The organism is Rhizobium sp. L43 (assembly GCF_002531725.1).
Classification (GTDB): Bacteria; Pseudomonadota; Alphaproteobacteria; order Rhizobiales; family Rhizobiaceae; genus Rhizobium.
In genome coordinates this window covers 213,126-229,184 of the sequence record NZ_NWSQ01000004.1, presented here as the reverse complement: position 1 = coordinate 229,184, position 16,059 = coordinate 213,126, and the positions used below count along the sequence as shown (strand labels likewise).

The following is a 16,059-nucleotide window of genomic DNA, read 5'->3' as shown; positions in this document are numbered from 1 at the left end:
GCCCGGCTTCTTGATGTCAATATGTTCAGTCGGCTTAGAACTTGACGCCGATACCGAGCTTGACGCTGTTCTCGTCGTAACCGCGCGAGAAGCTGCCGGAGTCGAGGTCGTAGTCCTTGCTCTGGTAGTCGGTGTAACGATATTCCAGGCGCGTCGTGATGTTGTTGGTCACGAAGGCTTCGACGCCGGCGCCGACCGTATAGCCATAGTTCGTCTTGCTTTCGTCCGAGGTGCCGTCGGAAACCTTGACGTCGCCGATGGCGAGACCGGCCGTGCCATAAAGCAGGAAGGGGTTCATGTCGTAGCCGACGCGGCCACGGACGGAGCCGTTCCAGCCATACTTGTTCTTGACGCCGCCCGAGGAGACGTCGTCGCCGCTGTAGCCGAGGTCGGATTCAACGCCGTAGACGATCTGGCCCGCCTGCCAGTTGTAGCCGGTGAAGACCTGGCCGCCGAAACCATAGGTGTGGCGGTCGGAACCGAAGTCACCCATGTTGTAGGTGCCGGCGCCACCGAGGTAGAAGCCTTCCCAGTTACCAGCCGGCTTGACCGGAGCGTCCTGGGCGACCGGTGCTTCCGGAATCTGGTCGACGGCATCGGCCGCCTGAGCTGCCGAGACGCCCGCAATTGCAAAAACGGAGGCCATGAGGCCAGCAATGAGTACACGCATACTTAGTCTCCTTTCAGTCCCGCGCCGCTTGTCATCTGTCTATCAGTGAAGCATTGGCGGGATATTGCCAGATGTCCCTTCCGGATCGAGACTGAAATTGGAACTCAAATGCGGATTTGAAAGAGCCAAATTGTGATATCATTGTGGCTACCGCATGGCCGAAATTCGATGTTGCTTTGGCGCAACATGCATTTCATTAACCCTACTGAAGAGTTAAACTTAAAATACTTATTTTAAGAAATCGCATTCTCAAATAATACATAGAATATCCCGCCCACGGACGCAACCGCAACGACCTATTTATATAATCTCCGCCCGCGCCTATATAGTCAGCAGACAGACTCGCGGGATCAGAAGGCAGGATTTTGAACCACAAAAGACTTCGCTCGGCCCTTGTAACCGGGGCCGCCAAAAGAATAGGCCGGGCAATCGCCGAAGACCTTGCTGCAAATGGCTTTTCCGTCGCAATCCACGCGAACGGCTCGATCGGCGAAGCCGAAGAGCTGGCGGCGGAATTGCGGCGGAAGGGCTATCGGGCGATCGCGCTGCAGGCCGACCTGACCGATATCGGCGAAACAAGCGCGCTGGTCACAAGGGCGTCGGAAGAGTTCGGGCCGCTCGATCTGCTTGTCAACAATGCGTCGGTCTTCCAGCACGATTCCGTCCGCAGTTTCAACGCCGCCACATGGGCCTTGCACTTCGACCTGCATGTGCGCGCACCCTCGATCCTGGCTGCCGCCTTCGCGCAGCAGATGCCCGCTGACGCAGCCGGGCTGATCGTCAACATCATCGACCAGCGGGTCTGGGCGCTCAGACCCAGCTTCTATTCCTATACCCTCTCCAAGTCCGCACTGTGGACGGCGACACAGACGCTTGCCCAGGCCTTGGCGCCGGGCATCCGCGTCAATGCCATCGGCCCCGGCCCTGCGATGCCGAGCGAACGGCAGGCGCAGGAGGACTTCCAAGCGCAGGTCTCAGCCCTTATCCTGCAGCGAGGGCCGGCGCTGGAGGAATTCGGGCAAACGATTCGCTTCCTTTACGACACGCCCTCGATCACCGGCCAGATGATTGCCCTCGACGGCGGCCAGCACCTCGCCTGGCAGACGCCCGACGTGGCGGAGATTACGGAATGAACGGACGAAAGCTGCCGGATGGCGGCGTTCTCTACGACGAGACGGATGAGAGCGAAGACGATATCGAGATGGAAGGCGACGTTTCCGCCGCAGCCCCGCTTGCGACCACGGTCGACTGGAACGCGGGCAGCCTCAACGAGACCGGGCTGATCGGCGCCGAACTGATCGGCGAATTCGTCAAGCGGCTGCCGAACAGCCCCGGCGTCTACCGGATGTTCAATGCCGAGGGCGACGTGCTCTATGTCGGCAAGGCGCGCAGTCTGAAGAAGCGGGTCGGCAATTACGCCGTCGGCCGCGTGCATTCCAACCGCATCGCCCAGATGGTACGGCAGACGGCGAACATGGAGTTCGTGACGACGCGCACGGAAACCGAAGCGCTGCTCCTGGAAGCGAATCTGATCAAGCGCTTACGGCCGCGCTTTAACGTGCTGCTGCGCGACGACAAGTCCTTTCCCTATATTCTCATCACCGGCGATCACCGGGCGCCTGCCATTTTCAAGCATCGCGGTGCGAGAGCGCGAAAGGGCGACTACTTCGGACCTTTCGCTTCGGCCGGCGCCGTCGGGCGGACGATCAATTCGCTGCAGCGCGCCTTCCTGATCCGCACCTGCACCGACAGCGTCTTCGAAACACGCACACGTCCCTGCCTGCTCTACCAGATCAAGCGCTGTTCCGGACCCTGCACCCATGAGGTCAGCGACGAGGGTTACGGCGAACTGGTGCAGGAGGCGAAGGACTTCCTGTCCGGCAAGAGCCAGAAGGTGAAGTCGCATATGGCCGAGGCCATGAACCAGGCGGCCGAGGACCTCGATTTCGAGCGGGCGGCGATCTATCGCGATCGCCTGGCGGCACTGTCGCATGTGCAGAGCCACCAGGGCATCAATCCGGCCGGCGTCGAGGAGGCCGACGTGTTCGCCATCCACCACGAGGGCGGCATTTCCTGCATCCAGGTGTTCTTCTTCCGCACCGGCCAGAACTGGGGCAACCGCGCCTATTTCCCCAAGGCCGATCCGCAGCTTTCCGGCGCCGAAGTGCTGAATGCCTTCCTCGCCCAGTTCTACGACGACAAACCGGTGCCGAAGCAGATCATGCTATCGGAAACGATCGAGGAGCTGGAGCTGCTCGCGGCGGCGCTGAGCGAAAAGGCCGGCCACAAGGTTTCCATCCTCGTGCCGCAGCGTGGCGAGAAGCGCGATCTGGTCGACCATGTCGTCGGCAATGCGCGCGAGGCGCATGGGCGAAAGCTCGCCGAGACGGCGTCGCAATCGCGGCTGCTCGAAGGTTTCAAGGACACGTTCGGGCTAACCTATGCGCCGCAGCGCATCGAGATCTACGACAACTCGCACATCATGGGCACCAATGCCGTCGGCGGTATGGTGGTCGCGGGGCCGGAAGGCTTCGTCAAGAACCAGTACCGCAAGTTCAACATCAAATCGACCGACATCACCCCCGGCGACGACTTCGGCATGATGAAAGAGGTGATGACGCGGCGGTTCTCGCGGTTGATCAAGGAGGAGGGCATTCCCGACCGGACGGCGCAGACGGCCACGCCCGACGCCGCCGACATGCCCTTCCCGGCCTGGCCGGATGTCATTCTCATCGACGGCGGCCAGGGGCAGATGACGGCGGTGCGCGCCATCCTCACCGAGCTCGGCATCACCGACAGCGTCACGGCGATCGGCATCGCCAAGGGTGTCGACCGCGATGCCGGACGCGAACGCTTCTTCCCGCCGGGACGCGAGAGTTTTACGCTGCCGCCGCGCGATCCGGTGCTCTACTTCGTCCAGCGCATGCGCGACGAGGCGCATCGTTTCGCGATCGGCTCGCATCGGGCGCGGCGCAAGAAGGAAATGGTCAAGAACCCGCTCGACGAGATCGGCGGCATCGGCCCTTCGCGCAAACGGGCGTTGCTTCAGCATTTCGGCACGGCGAAGGCAGTCTCGCGCGCCGCCCTTTCCGACCTGATGACGGTGGAAGGCATCTCGGAAGCGGTCGCCAGGCAGGTCTACAACCATTTCCACGACGACGCCGCGAAATAACCGGCCTCCGTCGCAAATTCCACGCAAAGGCGGTGGAAAGACAGAAAGAATGTTGACGGTCCGCGGCCAAAGCCGTCATCTACCGCATCGGCCCGAAAATCGGAATCGATTGGAAAGCACGATGCGCAGGTTCACAATGTCACAGCGTCTTTTGCGCGTCTGAAAAGCCGGGCGGCGCTGTGGCGGCGCATCAATTCAGAGAAACGATCCCATGGCATCGCGTGCGTACAGCATTCCCAATCTTCTGACCTACGGCCGTATCCTCGCCGTACCGCTGATCGTTCTCTGCTTCTTCATCGAGGGCAGGCTGTCGATCAGCAACACGGCGCGTTGGGTAGCGCTGTGGATCTTCGTCATCGCCTCGCTCACCGATTTCCTCGACGGTTATCTCGCGCGCATCTGGAACCAGACGTCGAATATCGGCCGCATGCTCGATCCGATCGCCGACAAGCTGCTGGTCGCCTCGATCCTTCTCCTAGTCGCGGCCGACCAGACCATCGCCGGCTGGTCGATCTGGGCGGCGATCACCATTCTCTGCCGCGAAATCCTGGTTTCCGGCCTGCGCGAATATCTGGCAGCGCTGAAAGTCAGCGTGCCGGTGACGCGGATCGCCAAATGGAAGACGACGCTGCAGCTGGTCGCCATAGCCTTCCTGCTCGCCGGCCCGGCCGGCGACGAGATTTTCCCCTATACGACGCAGACCGGCATCGCGCTCTTGTGGATCGCCGCACTGCTGACCATCTATACCGGCTACGACTATTTCCGTGCCGGGCTGAAACATATCGTGGATGACGAGGAATGACGCGGCTTGTCTATTTCGCATGGGTGCGCGAACGCATCGGCAAGGGCGAGGAGGAGATCGACCTCCCCTCCTCCGTCGTCACCGTCGCCGATCTCCTGAATCATTTGAAGACGCTGGGCGAAGAATATGAGACCGCACTTCAATATCCCGAGGTGATCCGCGTGGCGCTCGACATGGAACATGTCGAGCATGACGAGCCGATTGGTGCCGCACGGGAGATCGGGATCTTTCCGCCGATGACGGGGGGATGAGGCGGTGATGGTGGTGCCGTGTCGCTACCCCCCTCTGTCCTGCCGGACATCTCCCCCACAAGGAGGGAGATTGGCTGGAAGCACGAACTTCCCCAAACAATCCACGTCGCAGCCCGGCAAAACTGTAGATGGGCACGATGGTCAAGCCGCCCGTAATCTCCCTCCTTGTGGGGGAGATGCCCGGCAGGGCAGAGGGGGGTTGGCACGGTACGCCCTCTCCATAGCCTCCGTTACGACATCAAAGCAGTTGGGGATGTTATCATGACCGTCACCCCCACCATCCGCGTCCAGCATGAGGACTTCGACCTCCAGGCCGAGGTCGATCGCCTCTCCAAAGGCAAATCCGGCATCGGCGCCGTCGTCACCTTCTCCGGTCTCTGCCGCGATGAAGGCGGCACGCTGGCGGCGCTCGAACTCGAGCATTATCCCGGCATGGCGGAGGCGGAGATGCGGCGCATCGGCGAACTTGCCATCGCCCGTTTCGGGCTTCTCGGGCTGACCGCCATCCACCGCTACGGCAAAATCGCAGCCGGCGAGAATATCGTGCTGGTCGTCGCAGCCGCGCCGCACCGGCAGGCGGCATTCGACGGCGCCAATTTCGTCATGGATTTCCTGAAGACCGCGGCCCCCTTCTGGAAGAAGGAGCACAGCAACGACGGCGCCGCCGGCGACTGGGTCGCGGCCAGAGACGCCGACGATGCGGCGCGCGACAAGTGGAAGTGATCAGAGAACTACACGCTCCCTGCGGCTCATGACCAGGAGCAGGACGAGCAGCGAGAAGATGACCAGATCCCGCCAGACGAAGGGGCCGTAGGCGCCCCATATGGTTTCGACGACGGCGAGCCCGGCAGCGCCGCCCGCCGAGCGCAGCGGGTCGGAGTAGCCGCCGACAGCCGCGATCAGCAGCACCTTCAGCCCGAACATCAGGCCGGCGCCGAAATCCATCGAGCCGTAGTAGAGGGTGGCGAGGATGCCGCAGATGGTGGCGACGAGGCTAGCTGCGGCATAAGCGACGAGAAAGACGCGGTTTGCGCTGGTGCCGCAGAGCTCGGCGGCCAAGGGATCGTCGGTGACGGCCCGCCAGACGCGGCCCCAGGCCGTGCGCCTGAGGATCAGCGCACCCACAGCGACGATGGCTGCCATCAGCGCCGTGTTGATCAGCTGGATATAGGTGAGCGTCACCTTGAACGGACCATCGCTCCAGAAGACCACCGTGTCGTTCAGAAACGGCGGCAGCCAGATCGCCCTTGTATCGGCGGCAAGCCGGGCGGTCTCCATCAGCACGATCATGATGCCGAGGGCGGCAACGATGACCGTATTCGGCGATTTGCTGGTGAGCGGCAGCATGATCGAGCGGCCGATCCAGATGCCCGCCGCCAGCGAATAGACGATCGCCGCGCCGGCGCCGACGGCAAGGGCGGCCGGCAGCACCAGCCAGAACCTGACATAGGCGAGTTCGGTAAAAAGCAGCAGGATCTGGCCTGCGAAGGCGAAGATCGCCCCATAGGTGATGTCGGCCCGTTTCGTCACGCCGAAGGCCACGGCATAACCGAAGGCGAGCGCGGCATAGAGCGCGGCCAGTGGAACCGCGTTTGCCAGCTGCTGCAGAAGATAGGCCATTCCATGCACTCCGCGTCCTCAAAATTATAACTGGTAAAACCTATTTCGCCAGTTATAATTTCATCATGAGCTTTTCCTGGACCCCTCACCGCTTTGCCGGCGGCGCACTGGCGTTCGATGTCGCCAACAGCGTCGTGCTTCGCCACGATGAAGCGCGGCGGATCGACCGCTTCGCCATTGGGGCGCAGATGCGGGACTTTCCGCACGCCGCCGCAAAATTCTGCGCCGAACGCGCCCTCTTCGGCGATATCGCGCCGGTCTCGGCGGAAGACGAGCGGGATTTCATCGCGCTGCGGGAAGCAATCGACCTCTATTTCCGCAAGCGTATACTCGACGGCGGCGACGACCAACTGCTGGCCGCGCTGCTGGTAGCGATGGCGAGAACGTTGCGCAAAGCACGCCCCGCCAGCGTGGCCGCGGCCACCGCCCATTCGGTGCTGCGGCTGCTCGCCATGCCTGATCCCCAGCGCATGAAGATCTGCGGCAATTGCGGCTGGCTGTTCATCGACCGCAGCAAGAACAGGAGCCGGGCCTGGTGCGACATGGCGGTCTGCGGCAACCGCGCCAAGGCCAACCGGCACTACCGCCGCAAGAAGGAGGAGACGCCATGAGGAAACATCTGATCGCAGCGGCGGCGGCAACAAGCCTCCTGCTCTCGGCCTGCCAGCGCCAGGCGGAAAACCTGGTCGAGGTTACCGGCCATCTCTTCGTCTTCAACTATCGGGTGGCGAGCGCCACCTATCTGTTGACGCTGAAGAAGACCGGCCCCATTCCCGACGGTTCGGTGATCATTGCCGAATTCGAAAATCCGCAAGGCGGCGATCCGCTGGTAACGAACCAGAAGATCTATCCGATCGACGACAAGATCGCGCTGCAGAGCGAAAAACTGCACTGCGTGCGCAAGGACCGCCCCTATTCCGTCAGTGTCCGGCTGGTCGACAAGGACGGCAAGGTGCTGCAGGAGTTGAAGACTGAGTTTCGGTCCGACCTCGACCAGACCGTCCTGCCGAGTAAGCCGCTCGTCGTCGGTGCGCTTTATGACAAGAACCCGGAGGTCTTCAAGCCTGACGGCAGCGTCGATTTTTCGAATACCGACAAGTGCCCGGCATAAAGGCGCGCAATAGAAAAGCCGGAGCGAGGCCCCGGCTTTCGAGAGTCAATTCAAGGCATTGCAAGCCAATGCCGAAGCGTGGTCTCAGCCGACGACTTCGGTGTCGGAGAACCAGTACTTGATTTCCTGGGCAGCCGTTTCCGGAGCATCCGAACCGTGAACGGAGTTTTCGCCGATCGACAGAGCGTGAACCTTGCGGATCGTGCCTTCGTCAGCGTTTGCCGGGTTGGTTGCGCCCATGATCTCGCGGTTCTTGAGGATCGCGCCTTCGCCTTCCAGCACCTGGACGACGGTCGGGCCGGAGGTCATGCCTTCGACCAGTTCGCCGAAGAAGGGACGGTCCTTGTGAACGGCGTAAAAGCCTTCAGCTTCGCGGCGGCTCATCCAGACGCGCTTGGAGGCGACGACGCGCAGGCCGGCATCCTCGAGCATCTTGGTGATGGCACCCGTCAGGTTGCGCTTGGTTGCGTCAGGCTTGATCATCGAGAAGGTGCGTTCAATCGCCATAGTCAAATCCTCTGTTTTCTCGGGAAAAGTGGGCGGTCTTTACCCGCCCCAACGCCCGAAAACAAGAGGTCGGCGGCAATTTCACGCCGCTGTCACAGTCCGGCCCCGGCTTTGGTGAAGATCGAGGCAGCGTTCGAACCAGGCCATGACGGGATCGGCGGCGGCCAGCATGGTAAGGCCCGCGGAAACACGCAGCCATTGCAGCGCGCCGAAGACGATATAGTCGGCAAAGAGCGGTGCCTGCCCGCCGATGAAGGGCTGGAACTTCAGCATGTGCCGCAGCGGCTCCAGCTTGGCGCCGAAGGCGGCCTTCTCCGCCTCGCTATCGGCGGCAACCACTTCCAGCGGCTTGCCGAGCCGAGCCTCCCGGCTTTCGCGGAAATAGGCCTTGTCGCCCTTGTCGAGGTTCGCATGGATGTCGAGAAGGGCGATGCGCATGATCGCCGGATGGATGATCATTTGCGAATAGCCTTCGACCATGCGCGACAGCGCTCTTCCGCCCTCGCCGCCAAACAGCGCCGGCCGCTCGGGATAGGCCTCCTCGAGATAGAGGGCGATGTCGAAACTGTCGGGGATCAGCCGGCCGTTGTCGTCGAGCACCGGCACGGTCGGCGAGACGCCGCCGCCGATCGCGCGGATGCGGGCGTAGGTCGTCGGAATCTCCTCGAAATCCAGCCCCTTATGCGCCAGCGCCATCACCGCCTTCCAGCAATGGGGCGAAAAGAAGCGCCGCTCGTCGGCGCCGCAGAGGGAATAGAGAGCTCTGGTCATGACAGTCCTTTCGAGATCGAAGCTGCATGCATTCGACGACAGAAAACGCCGGCGACAGCCGCAACAGCCGATGCTCGATGAGCTCGGCCTGAAATATCGCCTCGTCGGCCATTGCGGGCTGGCGGGCGAGACGTCACGCAACGAGGCGAGCCGAATGCTGCGCGAGGTGGCGGAAAGGCTTGCCGAAGGGCTGGAGCACAGACACGCCTTTGCGCGCGCCTGCGGCACGATCCTGAAATCCGTTTCCGGCAACAACGACCAGAGCCTTGCCGCCTTCCTCGGCGAGATCGACTATCTCACCGCCTCACTGACGACAGTGCTGTCGGCGGAGATGGAAATCGGCGCCAGGCTGCAGGACGACATCAAGACGCTGGAAACGCTGGAGCGCGGTATTTCGGCGATGCAATCGGCCGCTGTGGCCGACAGGATCACCGGGCTTCCGAACCGCGTCGCGCTGAACCGGACAATGGCCGATCTTTACGAGCGCGAGGAAGGTGCCGCCGGCAGTGCGCTGATCATGGTCGATATCGACAATTTCACCGACCTCAACGACAGATACGGCACCCAGACCGGCAACAAGCTGCTGAAGAAGCTCGCCGGCCTCTTCCGCAAATCGGTCAAGAAGAACGATTTCATCGCCCGCACCGAGGCTGACGAATTCGCCCTGCTGTTTTCCAATGTCGGCATGCAGGATGCGATCACGATCGCCGAGCGCCTGCGCGCCTCCGTCGAGGACAATCTCGTCTTCGCGACATCCGACAAGGCCGATCCCGGCCGGCTGACCATCTCGATCGGCGTGGCGCTCAGCACCGATGCGGCAACGCCGGGACAGCTGCAGGCCAATGCCCGCGTGGCACTTCTCGCCGCGCAGTCGAATCCCCGCCAGCCGGTGCAAGCCTTCGGCCGCTAAGGCGCATAGGCATTCTTGGCGCGGGGCGAGCACGCTTGTCGGCGCCAAGCGAGCTTGGCGCGGAACGAAGCGCTCTTGCCTTGGCGCGCGCTTTCGGCCAAAACCCCGGCCATGATCACGCTCACCGACATTTCCGCCCGCATTGCCGGGCGCCTGCTTCTCGACAATGCCAGCATTTCGCTGCCTTCGGGCACGAAGGCGGGGCTGGTCGGGCGCAACGGCGCCGGCAAGTCCACGCTGTTTCGCGTCATCACCGGCGATCTCGGCTCGGAGACCGGATCGGTGTCGATCCCGAAGGCCGCACGTATCGGCCAGGTGGCGCAGGAAGCACCGGCGACCGAAGACGCGCTGATCGAGATCGTGCTTGCCGCCGACAAGGAACGCAAAGCCCTCATCACCGAAGCGGAAACGGCGACAGATCCGCACCGCATCGCCGAAATCCAGATGCGCCTCGTCGATATCGACGCGCATTCGGCCGAAGCGCGCGCGGCGAGCATTCTTGCCGGCCTCGGCTTCGACCAGGAGGCGCAAGCCCGCCCGGCCTCGTCCTTTTCCGGCGGCTGGCGCATGCGCGTCGCCCTTGCCGCCGTGCTGTTTTCCGAGCCGGACCTGCTGCTGCTCGACGAACCCACCAACTATCTCGACCTCGAAGGCACGTTGTGGCTGGAAGATTATGTCAGGCGCTATCCGCACACCGTCATCATCATCAGCCACGATCGCGATCTCTTGAACAATGCGGTCAATGCGATCGTCCATCTCGACCAGAAGAAACTGACTTTCTATCGCGGCGGTTACGACCAGTTCGAGCGGCAGAAGGCTGAGGCCGACGAGCTGCAGACCAAGGCCAAGGCCAAGAACGACGCGGCCCGCAAACATCTGCAGAGCTTCATCGACCGCTTCAAGGCCAAGGCTTCCAAGGCCCGCCAGGCGCAGTCGCGCGTCAAGGCGCTGGAGCGCATGGGAACGGTTGCCGCGGTGATCGAGGATCACGTAACGCCGATCACCTTTCCCGAGCCGGAAAAGCAGCCGGCTTCGCCGATCGTCGCGATCCAGAGCGGCGCGGTCGGCTACGAACCCGGCAATCCGATCCTGAAGAACCTCAATCTGCGCATCGACAATGACGACCGCATCGCCCTGCTCGGCTCGAACGGCAACGGCAAATCGACCTTCGCCAAATTCATCTCAGGACGACTTGCACCCGAGAGCGGCGAAGTGAAGCTGGCACCGAGCCTGAAGATCGGCTTCTTCGCGCAGCACCAGCTCGACGACCTCATTCCCGAGCAGTCGCCGGTGGAGCATGTGCGCCGGCTGATGCCCGGCGCGCCGGAGGCCAAGGTGCGCGCCCGCGTCGCGCAGATGGGGCTTGCGACCGAGAAGATGGCGACGGCCGCCAAGGATCTTTCCGGCGGCGAAAAAGCCCGGCTGCTGATGGGGCTTGCCGCCTTTCATGCACCCAATCTGCTGATCCTCGACGAACCCACAAACCATCTCGACATCGACAGCCGCCGCGCGCTGATCGAGGCGCTGAACGATTACGAAGGCGCCGTCATCCTGATCTCGCACGATCGCCATCTGATCGAGGCGACGGTCGACCGGCTGTGGCTGGTCAATGGCGGTACGGTGACGAGTTTCGAAGGCGATATGGACGAGTATCGCGACCTGATCGTCACTTCCGGTAAAAAAAAAGAAGAAAAGCCGCAGCTAACTGATGACGCGACGTCGAAGGCGGAGCAGCGCAAGCTCAATGCCGAACGCCGCGCCTCGCTGACGCCGCTCAAGAAAAAGATCAACGAAATCGAATCCTTGACGGCGAAGCTGGAGAAACAGATTCAGGCGCTTGACGCGGAACTTGCAGATCCCGCCCTTTATGAAAAGACGCCGACTAAGGCGGCAGAGAAGGCAAAACAGCGCGGCGAAGCCGCGGCAAAACTCGCCGCCGCCGAGGAAGACTGGCTGATGCTTTCGGCCGAATACGAAGAAGCGATGGCGGGATAGCCAGAGGCCTTAGAACAGGATGATTTTGGGCCGGATCGGCCTAAAATCATCCTGTTCCAAATTAAAGAGTAGAGCATGATGTCGCCCGAAAACCGCTCACACTTTTCGGCATCATGCTCTCGCTAAAGCGTGGCGAAGTGCCGCGCATCGGCACAATTCCCGCCGCTCTCAACCAATCGTTAACCATAATTCGAAAGGTTGTCTCAACATTCGTTACCGATTTGTTGAGCCCTTTCCATGTACCGTTTTTTCATCCTGTCCTCATGGCCCTGACGGCCGCCCTGTCGGCCTGCAGCACCACCAGACAATCCGCGCCCGACACATCGATCAAGACCTCCTCGGTGATTGCACCCGAGGGGCGGAAGCTTGGCTATGCCGGCGACGATGCGCCGCCGCGCATGACCGGCTGGCACCATCTGGCCGGGCGGACGCTGGAGGTTTCCTCGCTTGCCGATCTCAAGCTGCAGGACAAGGAAGTGATCCTGAGCTTCGACGACGGCCCGATCCCCGGCCGGACCGACAAGGTGCTGGCAATCCTCGACCAGTTCGGCGTCAAGGGCGCCTTCATGATGGTCGGCGAAATGGCCGAGATGCACCCGGCGCTGGCCCGCAAGGTCGCCGAGGACGGCAACACGATCGGCAGTCACACTTATGATCACGCCAATTTGAGTTCGCTTGATTTCGACGCGGCGATGGCCGAGGTGATCAAGGGCGAATTGGCGGTGACCAAGGCGACCGGAACCGATGTCTCCTTCTTCCGCTTCCCCTATCTGGCCGAAAGCCACAGGCTGCGCGCCGCGATCGCCATGCGCGATATGGTGGTCATGGATGTCGATATCGACAGCAAGGACTATTTCGCTATAACGCCGGCGTCGGTGACGCAGCGGACGATGGATCTGCTGCACAAGCGCGGCCGCGGCATCATCCTGATGCATGACATCCACAAACGCACGGCAACAATGCTGCCGACCCTGCTTTCGGACCTCGAGGCCGAAGGCTACAAGGTGGTGACGCTGAAATTCAAGAAGACGCCGGTCCAGAACAACGTCCTCGCCTCAGCCGATTTCGTGACGATCCGCTAAGGTGGGTTGCCAAGTCCAGACCGGCTGCCTAGATCTTGGCGACATCAACGGAAGCGGCAGGTGGGACATGAACCTTCATCTCGAAACCGACGAGGATCCGCGCACCCGCCAGTTCATCGACGAGCACAACGCGCTTTCCGACGCGGCATTGCGAACCCCGGAATTCGCCAGGGATCGCGACGCGATCAAGGCGCTGATCGAGCGGCAGGACAGGCTGATCGTTCCGATGCGCCGCGGCGCGTGGCTGTTCGATTTCCGCCAGAGCAAGGACAATCCGCTCGGTGTCTGGCTCCGCCTGCCCGCGGACCAGGCTCCCCTGCCCGATGCAGCCTGGGAGCCGGTCTTCGATCTCGATGCTTTCTGCGCGAGCGAAGGCAAGCGCTGGAACTGGCGTGGCGCCGTCACCTGCCCATGGGAGCCGACGCGGGTGCTGCTCACGCTTTCGGATGGCGGCTCCGACCTTCTCCGGCTGCTCGAATTCGACGCAGAGAGCAAACAGATCGTCGAGGGCGGTTTCGATACGCCAGCGGCGCGCTCGCACGCCAATTGGCTGAGCCGCGACGAGATCTGCTATTTCGGTTCCATCGACCGATTTTCGGCGACCCGCTCGGGATGGCCGCGGGTCGGGCGGCGATTGAAGCGCGGGCAGCGGCTGGAAGAGGCCGCCATCATGTTCGAGGCCGACGACGAGGACGTTTACGGTTTCAATCTCGTCATCGACCCTGCCCTGTGGGGCGCTTCGGCGGATGCCGGACTGATCGACATTTTCGTCGCCGCCCATGAGATCGGCGTTTCGAGCGCGTTCCTGATGGGCAATGACGGTGCGCGGCGGCGCATCGATCTGCCTGAGCAGGCGGACTTCCAGTTCAATCACGATCATTGCCTCTGGCGGGCAAAGACCGACGAGCGCGTCGCGACCGGCAGCCTCGTGCTGCAGCGTTTCGATCCCAGCTCGGAGACGACAGTGCTCGGGCCGGAACGGATCCTGTTTCAGCCCGGCGAGGGCCAGGCGATCGCGCAGATGATGCTGATGCGTCAGTGGTGCGTCTTCATCATCTCCGATCGGCTGCGGCCGCGTCTGATGGTGCTGGACCTGACGAAGCCCGATGCCGAGCAACGCGAGATCGCTCTGCCGGCGAACATGCAGACGGCTCATTTCAGGCCGCTTCATGCCGATCTGCATCTTGGCGACGATACGCTCTGCATCATCGGCCAGGGCTTCCTGCAGCCTCCGGCCTGTTACCGCCTCGAGCTGTCGGATCACAGCAGAGAGGCCGAGCCGATTTTCGTCGCCGCGGCGCCGCGTTATTTCGATGCGACCGATATGTCATCCGAACTGCTGGAGGCCGTTTCCGAGGACGGGACCAGGGTTGCCTATCGGCTGGTCCTGCCGAAGCAGTGGACCAAGGGCGCGCTGCCGGTGCTGCTGTACGGCTATGGCGGCTTCGATGTTTCGCTGTCGCCCAGCTATTCCGGCGTGACCGGACGCTGGCTGGAACAGGGCGGCGCCTATGTGCAGGCCTATATCCGCGGCGGCGGCGAATTCGGGCCCGACTGGTATCGCAGCGCCAAGCGGCAGGGGCGCGACCGGGCGTTTGCCGATTTCGTCGCCATCGCCCGCGACCTCGTCGCCCGCGGCTACACCGTGCCGTCACGAATCGCCTGCCAGGGCGGCAGCAATGGCGGCCTGCTGACCGGGGTGATGCTGACGCGTTACCCACAGGATTTCGGCGCGGTCTGGTGCCAGGTGCCGGTGCTCGACATGATACGCTTCCATCTGTTCAGCGCAGGACAGGCCTGGATGGACGAATATGGCGATCCGGAGATGCCGGAAGACCGGGATTTCATGCTCGGTTATTCGCCGCTTCACAATGTCGAGCCAGCGACCAAGCTCACCTATCCGCCGATCTATATCGAAAGCTCGGCCAATGACGACCGCGTGCACCCCTCGCATGCGCGCCGCTTTGCCGCGCGGCTGGAAGAGGCAGGACACCGGCCGCTCTTCCATGAATTCGGCTCGGGCGGGCATGGCGGCGACGGAAATTCCGAGGAGCGCGCCGCCCGCGCGGCGATGGGTTACAGCTTCCTTCGCCAAACTATCATGCGATAGGATGCAACAGAATTGGAGGAGGAGAGCTTGTCGGCTCGCCTCTTTCTGCTACAAACAGGCTCAATAAATCATACTTTTTAACAAGCTCGAGCGAAACACCATGTCCCCTATCAATCTCGCCATCGTCGGCGTCGGCAAGATCGTCCGCGACCAGCACCTTCCTTCCATCGCCAAGAACCCGGATTTCAAGCTCGTCGCCACGGCAAGCCGCCACGGCACGGTCGAAGGCGTCAACAGCTATACGACGATCGAGGCGATGCTCGACGCCGAGCCTTCCATCGATGCCGTCTCGCTCTGCATGCCGCCGCAATATCGCTACGAGGCCGCCTATAAGGCGCTCGTCGCCGGCAAGCATGTCTTCCTGGAAAAGCCGCCCGGCGCGACGCTGAGCGAAGTGGCCGATCTCGAGGCGCTTGCCGGCAAGCAGGGCGCGTCGCTCTTTGCCAGCTGGCATTCGCGCTATGCACCGGGCGTCGAGGCGGCGAAGGCGTTTCTTGCCTCGACGACGATCAAAAGCGTGCATGTGATCTGGAAGGAGGATGTCCGCCACTGGCATCCGAACCAGGATTGGATCTGGCAGGCCGGCGGCCTCGGGGTTTTCGATCCCGGCATCAACGCGCTGTCGATCGTCACTCATATTCTGCCGCGACCGGCCTTCATCACCGAGGCCGTGCTCGAATTTCCCGAGAATCGCGATGCGCCGATCGCGGCCGACATCCATTTCCGCGATGCCGACGGCCTGCCGGTTCATGCCGAATTCGACTGGCGCCAGACCGGCAAGCAGAGCTGGGACATCGTCGCGGAGACGGCAGCCGGCCAGATGGTGCTTTCCGAGGGCGGCGCCAAGCTTTCGATCGACGGCACGCTGACCTTCGCTGAGCCGGAGCAGGAATATCCCTCGCTCTACCGCCGCTTCGCCGAAATCATCAAGGCCGGCACATCGGATGTCGATCTCGCGCCGCTGCGCCACGTCGCCGACGCCTTCATGCTCGGCAAGCGGAAATTCGTGGACGCCTTCCACGACTGAGCGGCCGGCTTGCCTGTGCCGGGGGAATTCA

The 16,059-nt window shown here is 62.4% G+C and carries 15 protein-coding genes and 1 pseudogene; 12 read left to right on the top strand and 4 right to left on the bottom strand.

Annotated features, from left to right (window positions below):
- Nucleotides 1–34 precede the first annotated feature (34 nt).
- Nucleotides 35–670, bottom strand: a complete 636-nt coding sequence (locus CO667_RS06175; protein ID WP_097617553.1) for an outer membrane protein — start codon at nucleotides 668–670, stop codon at nucleotides 35–37.
- Nucleotides 671–1,035: 365 nt separating this feature from the next.
- Here CO667_RS06175 and CO667_RS06170 point away from each other — a divergent pair, with 365 nt between their 5' ends.
- The 5 genes from CO667_RS06170 (at nucleotide 1,036) to CO667_RS06145 (ending at nucleotide 5,618) form a co-directional block, all read left to right on the top strand.
- Complete coding sequence (locus CO667_RS06170; protein WP_097617552.1) at nucleotides 1,036–1,803, top strand: SDR family oxidoreductase; 768 nt, start codon at nucleotides 1,036–1,038, stop codon at nucleotides 1,801–1,803.
- Nucleotides 1,800–3,842 carry an excinuclease ABC subunit UvrC gene (uvrC, locus tag CO667_RS06165; RefSeq protein ID WP_097617551.1) on the top strand — a complete coding sequence of 681 codons (2,043 nt, stop codon included), beginning with the start codon at nucleotides 1,800–1,802 and terminating at the stop codon, nucleotides 3,840–3,842. Before CO667_RS06170 ends, uvrC begins: the two co-directional genes overlap by 4 nt.
- A 211-nt stretch (nucleotides 3,843–4,053) precedes the next feature.
- Nucleotides 4,054–4,644, top strand: coding sequence for a CDP-diacylglycerol--glycerol-3-phosphate 3-phosphatidyltransferase (gene pgsA / locus CO667_RS06160; protein ID WP_003574129.1), 591 nt, complete (start codon nucleotides 4,054–4,056; stop codon nucleotides 4,642–4,644).
- On the top strand, nucleotides 4,641–4,895 hold the full coding sequence (moaD, locus tag CO667_RS06155) for a molybdopterin converting factor subunit 1 (protein WP_025570203.1): 255 nt from the start codon (nucleotides 4,641–4,643) through the stop codon (nucleotides 4,893–4,895). Before pgsA ends, moaD begins: the two co-directional genes overlap by 4 nt.
- A gap of 261 nt (nucleotides 4,896–5,156) precedes the next feature.
- Entirely contained in the window at nucleotides 5,157–5,618 is a 462-nt protein-coding gene (locus tag CO667_RS06145) for a molybdenum cofactor biosynthesis protein MoaE (protein WP_097617550.1), read from the top strand.
- Here the strand turns inward: CO667_RS06145 and CO667_RS06140 are convergent, their stop codons facing one another.
- A complete protein-coding gene (locus CO667_RS06140; RefSeq protein WP_097617549.1) occupies nucleotides 5,619–6,515 on the bottom strand; it encodes a branched-chain amino acid ABC transporter permease in 897 nt (298 codons plus the stop codon).
- Between the two features lie 65 nt (nucleotides 6,516–6,580).
- Here CO667_RS06140 and CO667_RS06135 point away from each other — a divergent pair, with 65 nt between their 5' ends.
- Together CO667_RS06135 and CO667_RS06130 are read left to right on the top strand one after the other, a co-directional pair.
- Nucleotides 6,581–7,126: a CGNR zinc finger domain-containing protein gene (locus CO667_RS06135; protein ID WP_097617548.1), complete on the top strand. Its 546-nt coding sequence runs from the start codon at nucleotides 6,581–6,583 to the stop codon at nucleotides 7,124–7,126.
- Nucleotides 7,123–7,626, top strand: a complete 504-nt coding sequence (locus CO667_RS06130; protein WP_097617547.1) for a hypothetical protein — start codon at nucleotides 7,123–7,125, stop codon at nucleotides 7,624–7,626. Before CO667_RS06135 ends, CO667_RS06130 begins: the two co-directional genes overlap by 4 nt.
- An 84-nt stretch (nucleotides 7,627–7,710) precedes the next feature.
- Here the strand turns inward: CO667_RS06130 and ndk are convergent, their stop codons facing one another.
- Together ndk and CO667_RS06120 are read right to left on the bottom strand one after the other, a co-directional pair.
- Nucleotides 7,711–8,133, bottom strand: coding sequence for a nucleoside-diphosphate kinase (gene ndk / locus CO667_RS06125; RefSeq protein WP_003574140.1), 423 nt, complete (start codon nucleotides 8,131–8,133; stop codon nucleotides 7,711–7,713).
- 81 nt (nucleotides 8,134–8,214) lie between these two features.
- Nucleotides 8,215–8,904 carry a glutathione S-transferase family protein gene (locus CO667_RS06120; protein ID WP_097617546.1) on the bottom strand — a complete coding sequence of 230 codons (690 nt, stop codon included), beginning with the start codon at nucleotides 8,902–8,904 and terminating at the stop codon, nucleotides 8,215–8,217.
- On the opposite strand from CO667_RS06120, the gene CO667_RS06115 reads away from it, so the two are divergent.
- From CO667_RS06115 to CO667_RS06095, 5 genes and pseudogenes are all read left to right on the top strand, one after another.
- Entirely contained in the window at nucleotides 8,903–9,814 is a 912-nt protein-coding gene (locus CO667_RS06115; protein ID WP_348627809.1) for a GGDEF domain-containing protein, read from the top strand. The genes CO667_RS06120 and CO667_RS06115 overlap by 2 nt on opposite strands.
- A gap of 111 nt (nucleotides 9,815–9,925) precedes the next feature.
- On the top strand, nucleotides 9,926–11,809 hold the full coding sequence (locus CO667_RS06110) for an ABC-F family ATP-binding cassette domain-containing protein (protein ID WP_097617707.1): 1,884 nt from the start codon (nucleotides 9,926–9,928) through the stop codon (nucleotides 11,807–11,809).
- A 237-nt stretch (nucleotides 11,810–12,046) separates the two neighbouring features.
- Nucleotides 12,047–12,891 (top strand): annotated as a pseudogene (locus CO667_RS06105) (polysaccharide deacetylase family protein).
- A 43-nt stretch (nucleotides 12,892–12,934) separates the two neighbouring features.
- On the top strand, nucleotides 12,935–15,001 hold the full coding sequence (locus tag CO667_RS06100; RefSeq protein WP_280953208.1) for a prolyl oligopeptidase family serine peptidase: 2,067 nt from the start codon (nucleotides 12,935–12,937) through the stop codon (nucleotides 14,999–15,001).
- 100 nt (nucleotides 15,002–15,101) lie between these two features.
- The gene (locus tag CO667_RS06095; RefSeq protein WP_097617543.1) at nucleotides 15,102–16,028 is read left to right on the top strand and encodes a Gfo/Idh/MocA family oxidoreductase; all 927 of its coding nucleotides are present in this window, start codon (nucleotides 15,102–15,104) and stop codon (nucleotides 16,026–16,028) included.
- Nucleotides 16,029–16,059 lie beyond the last annotated feature (31 nt).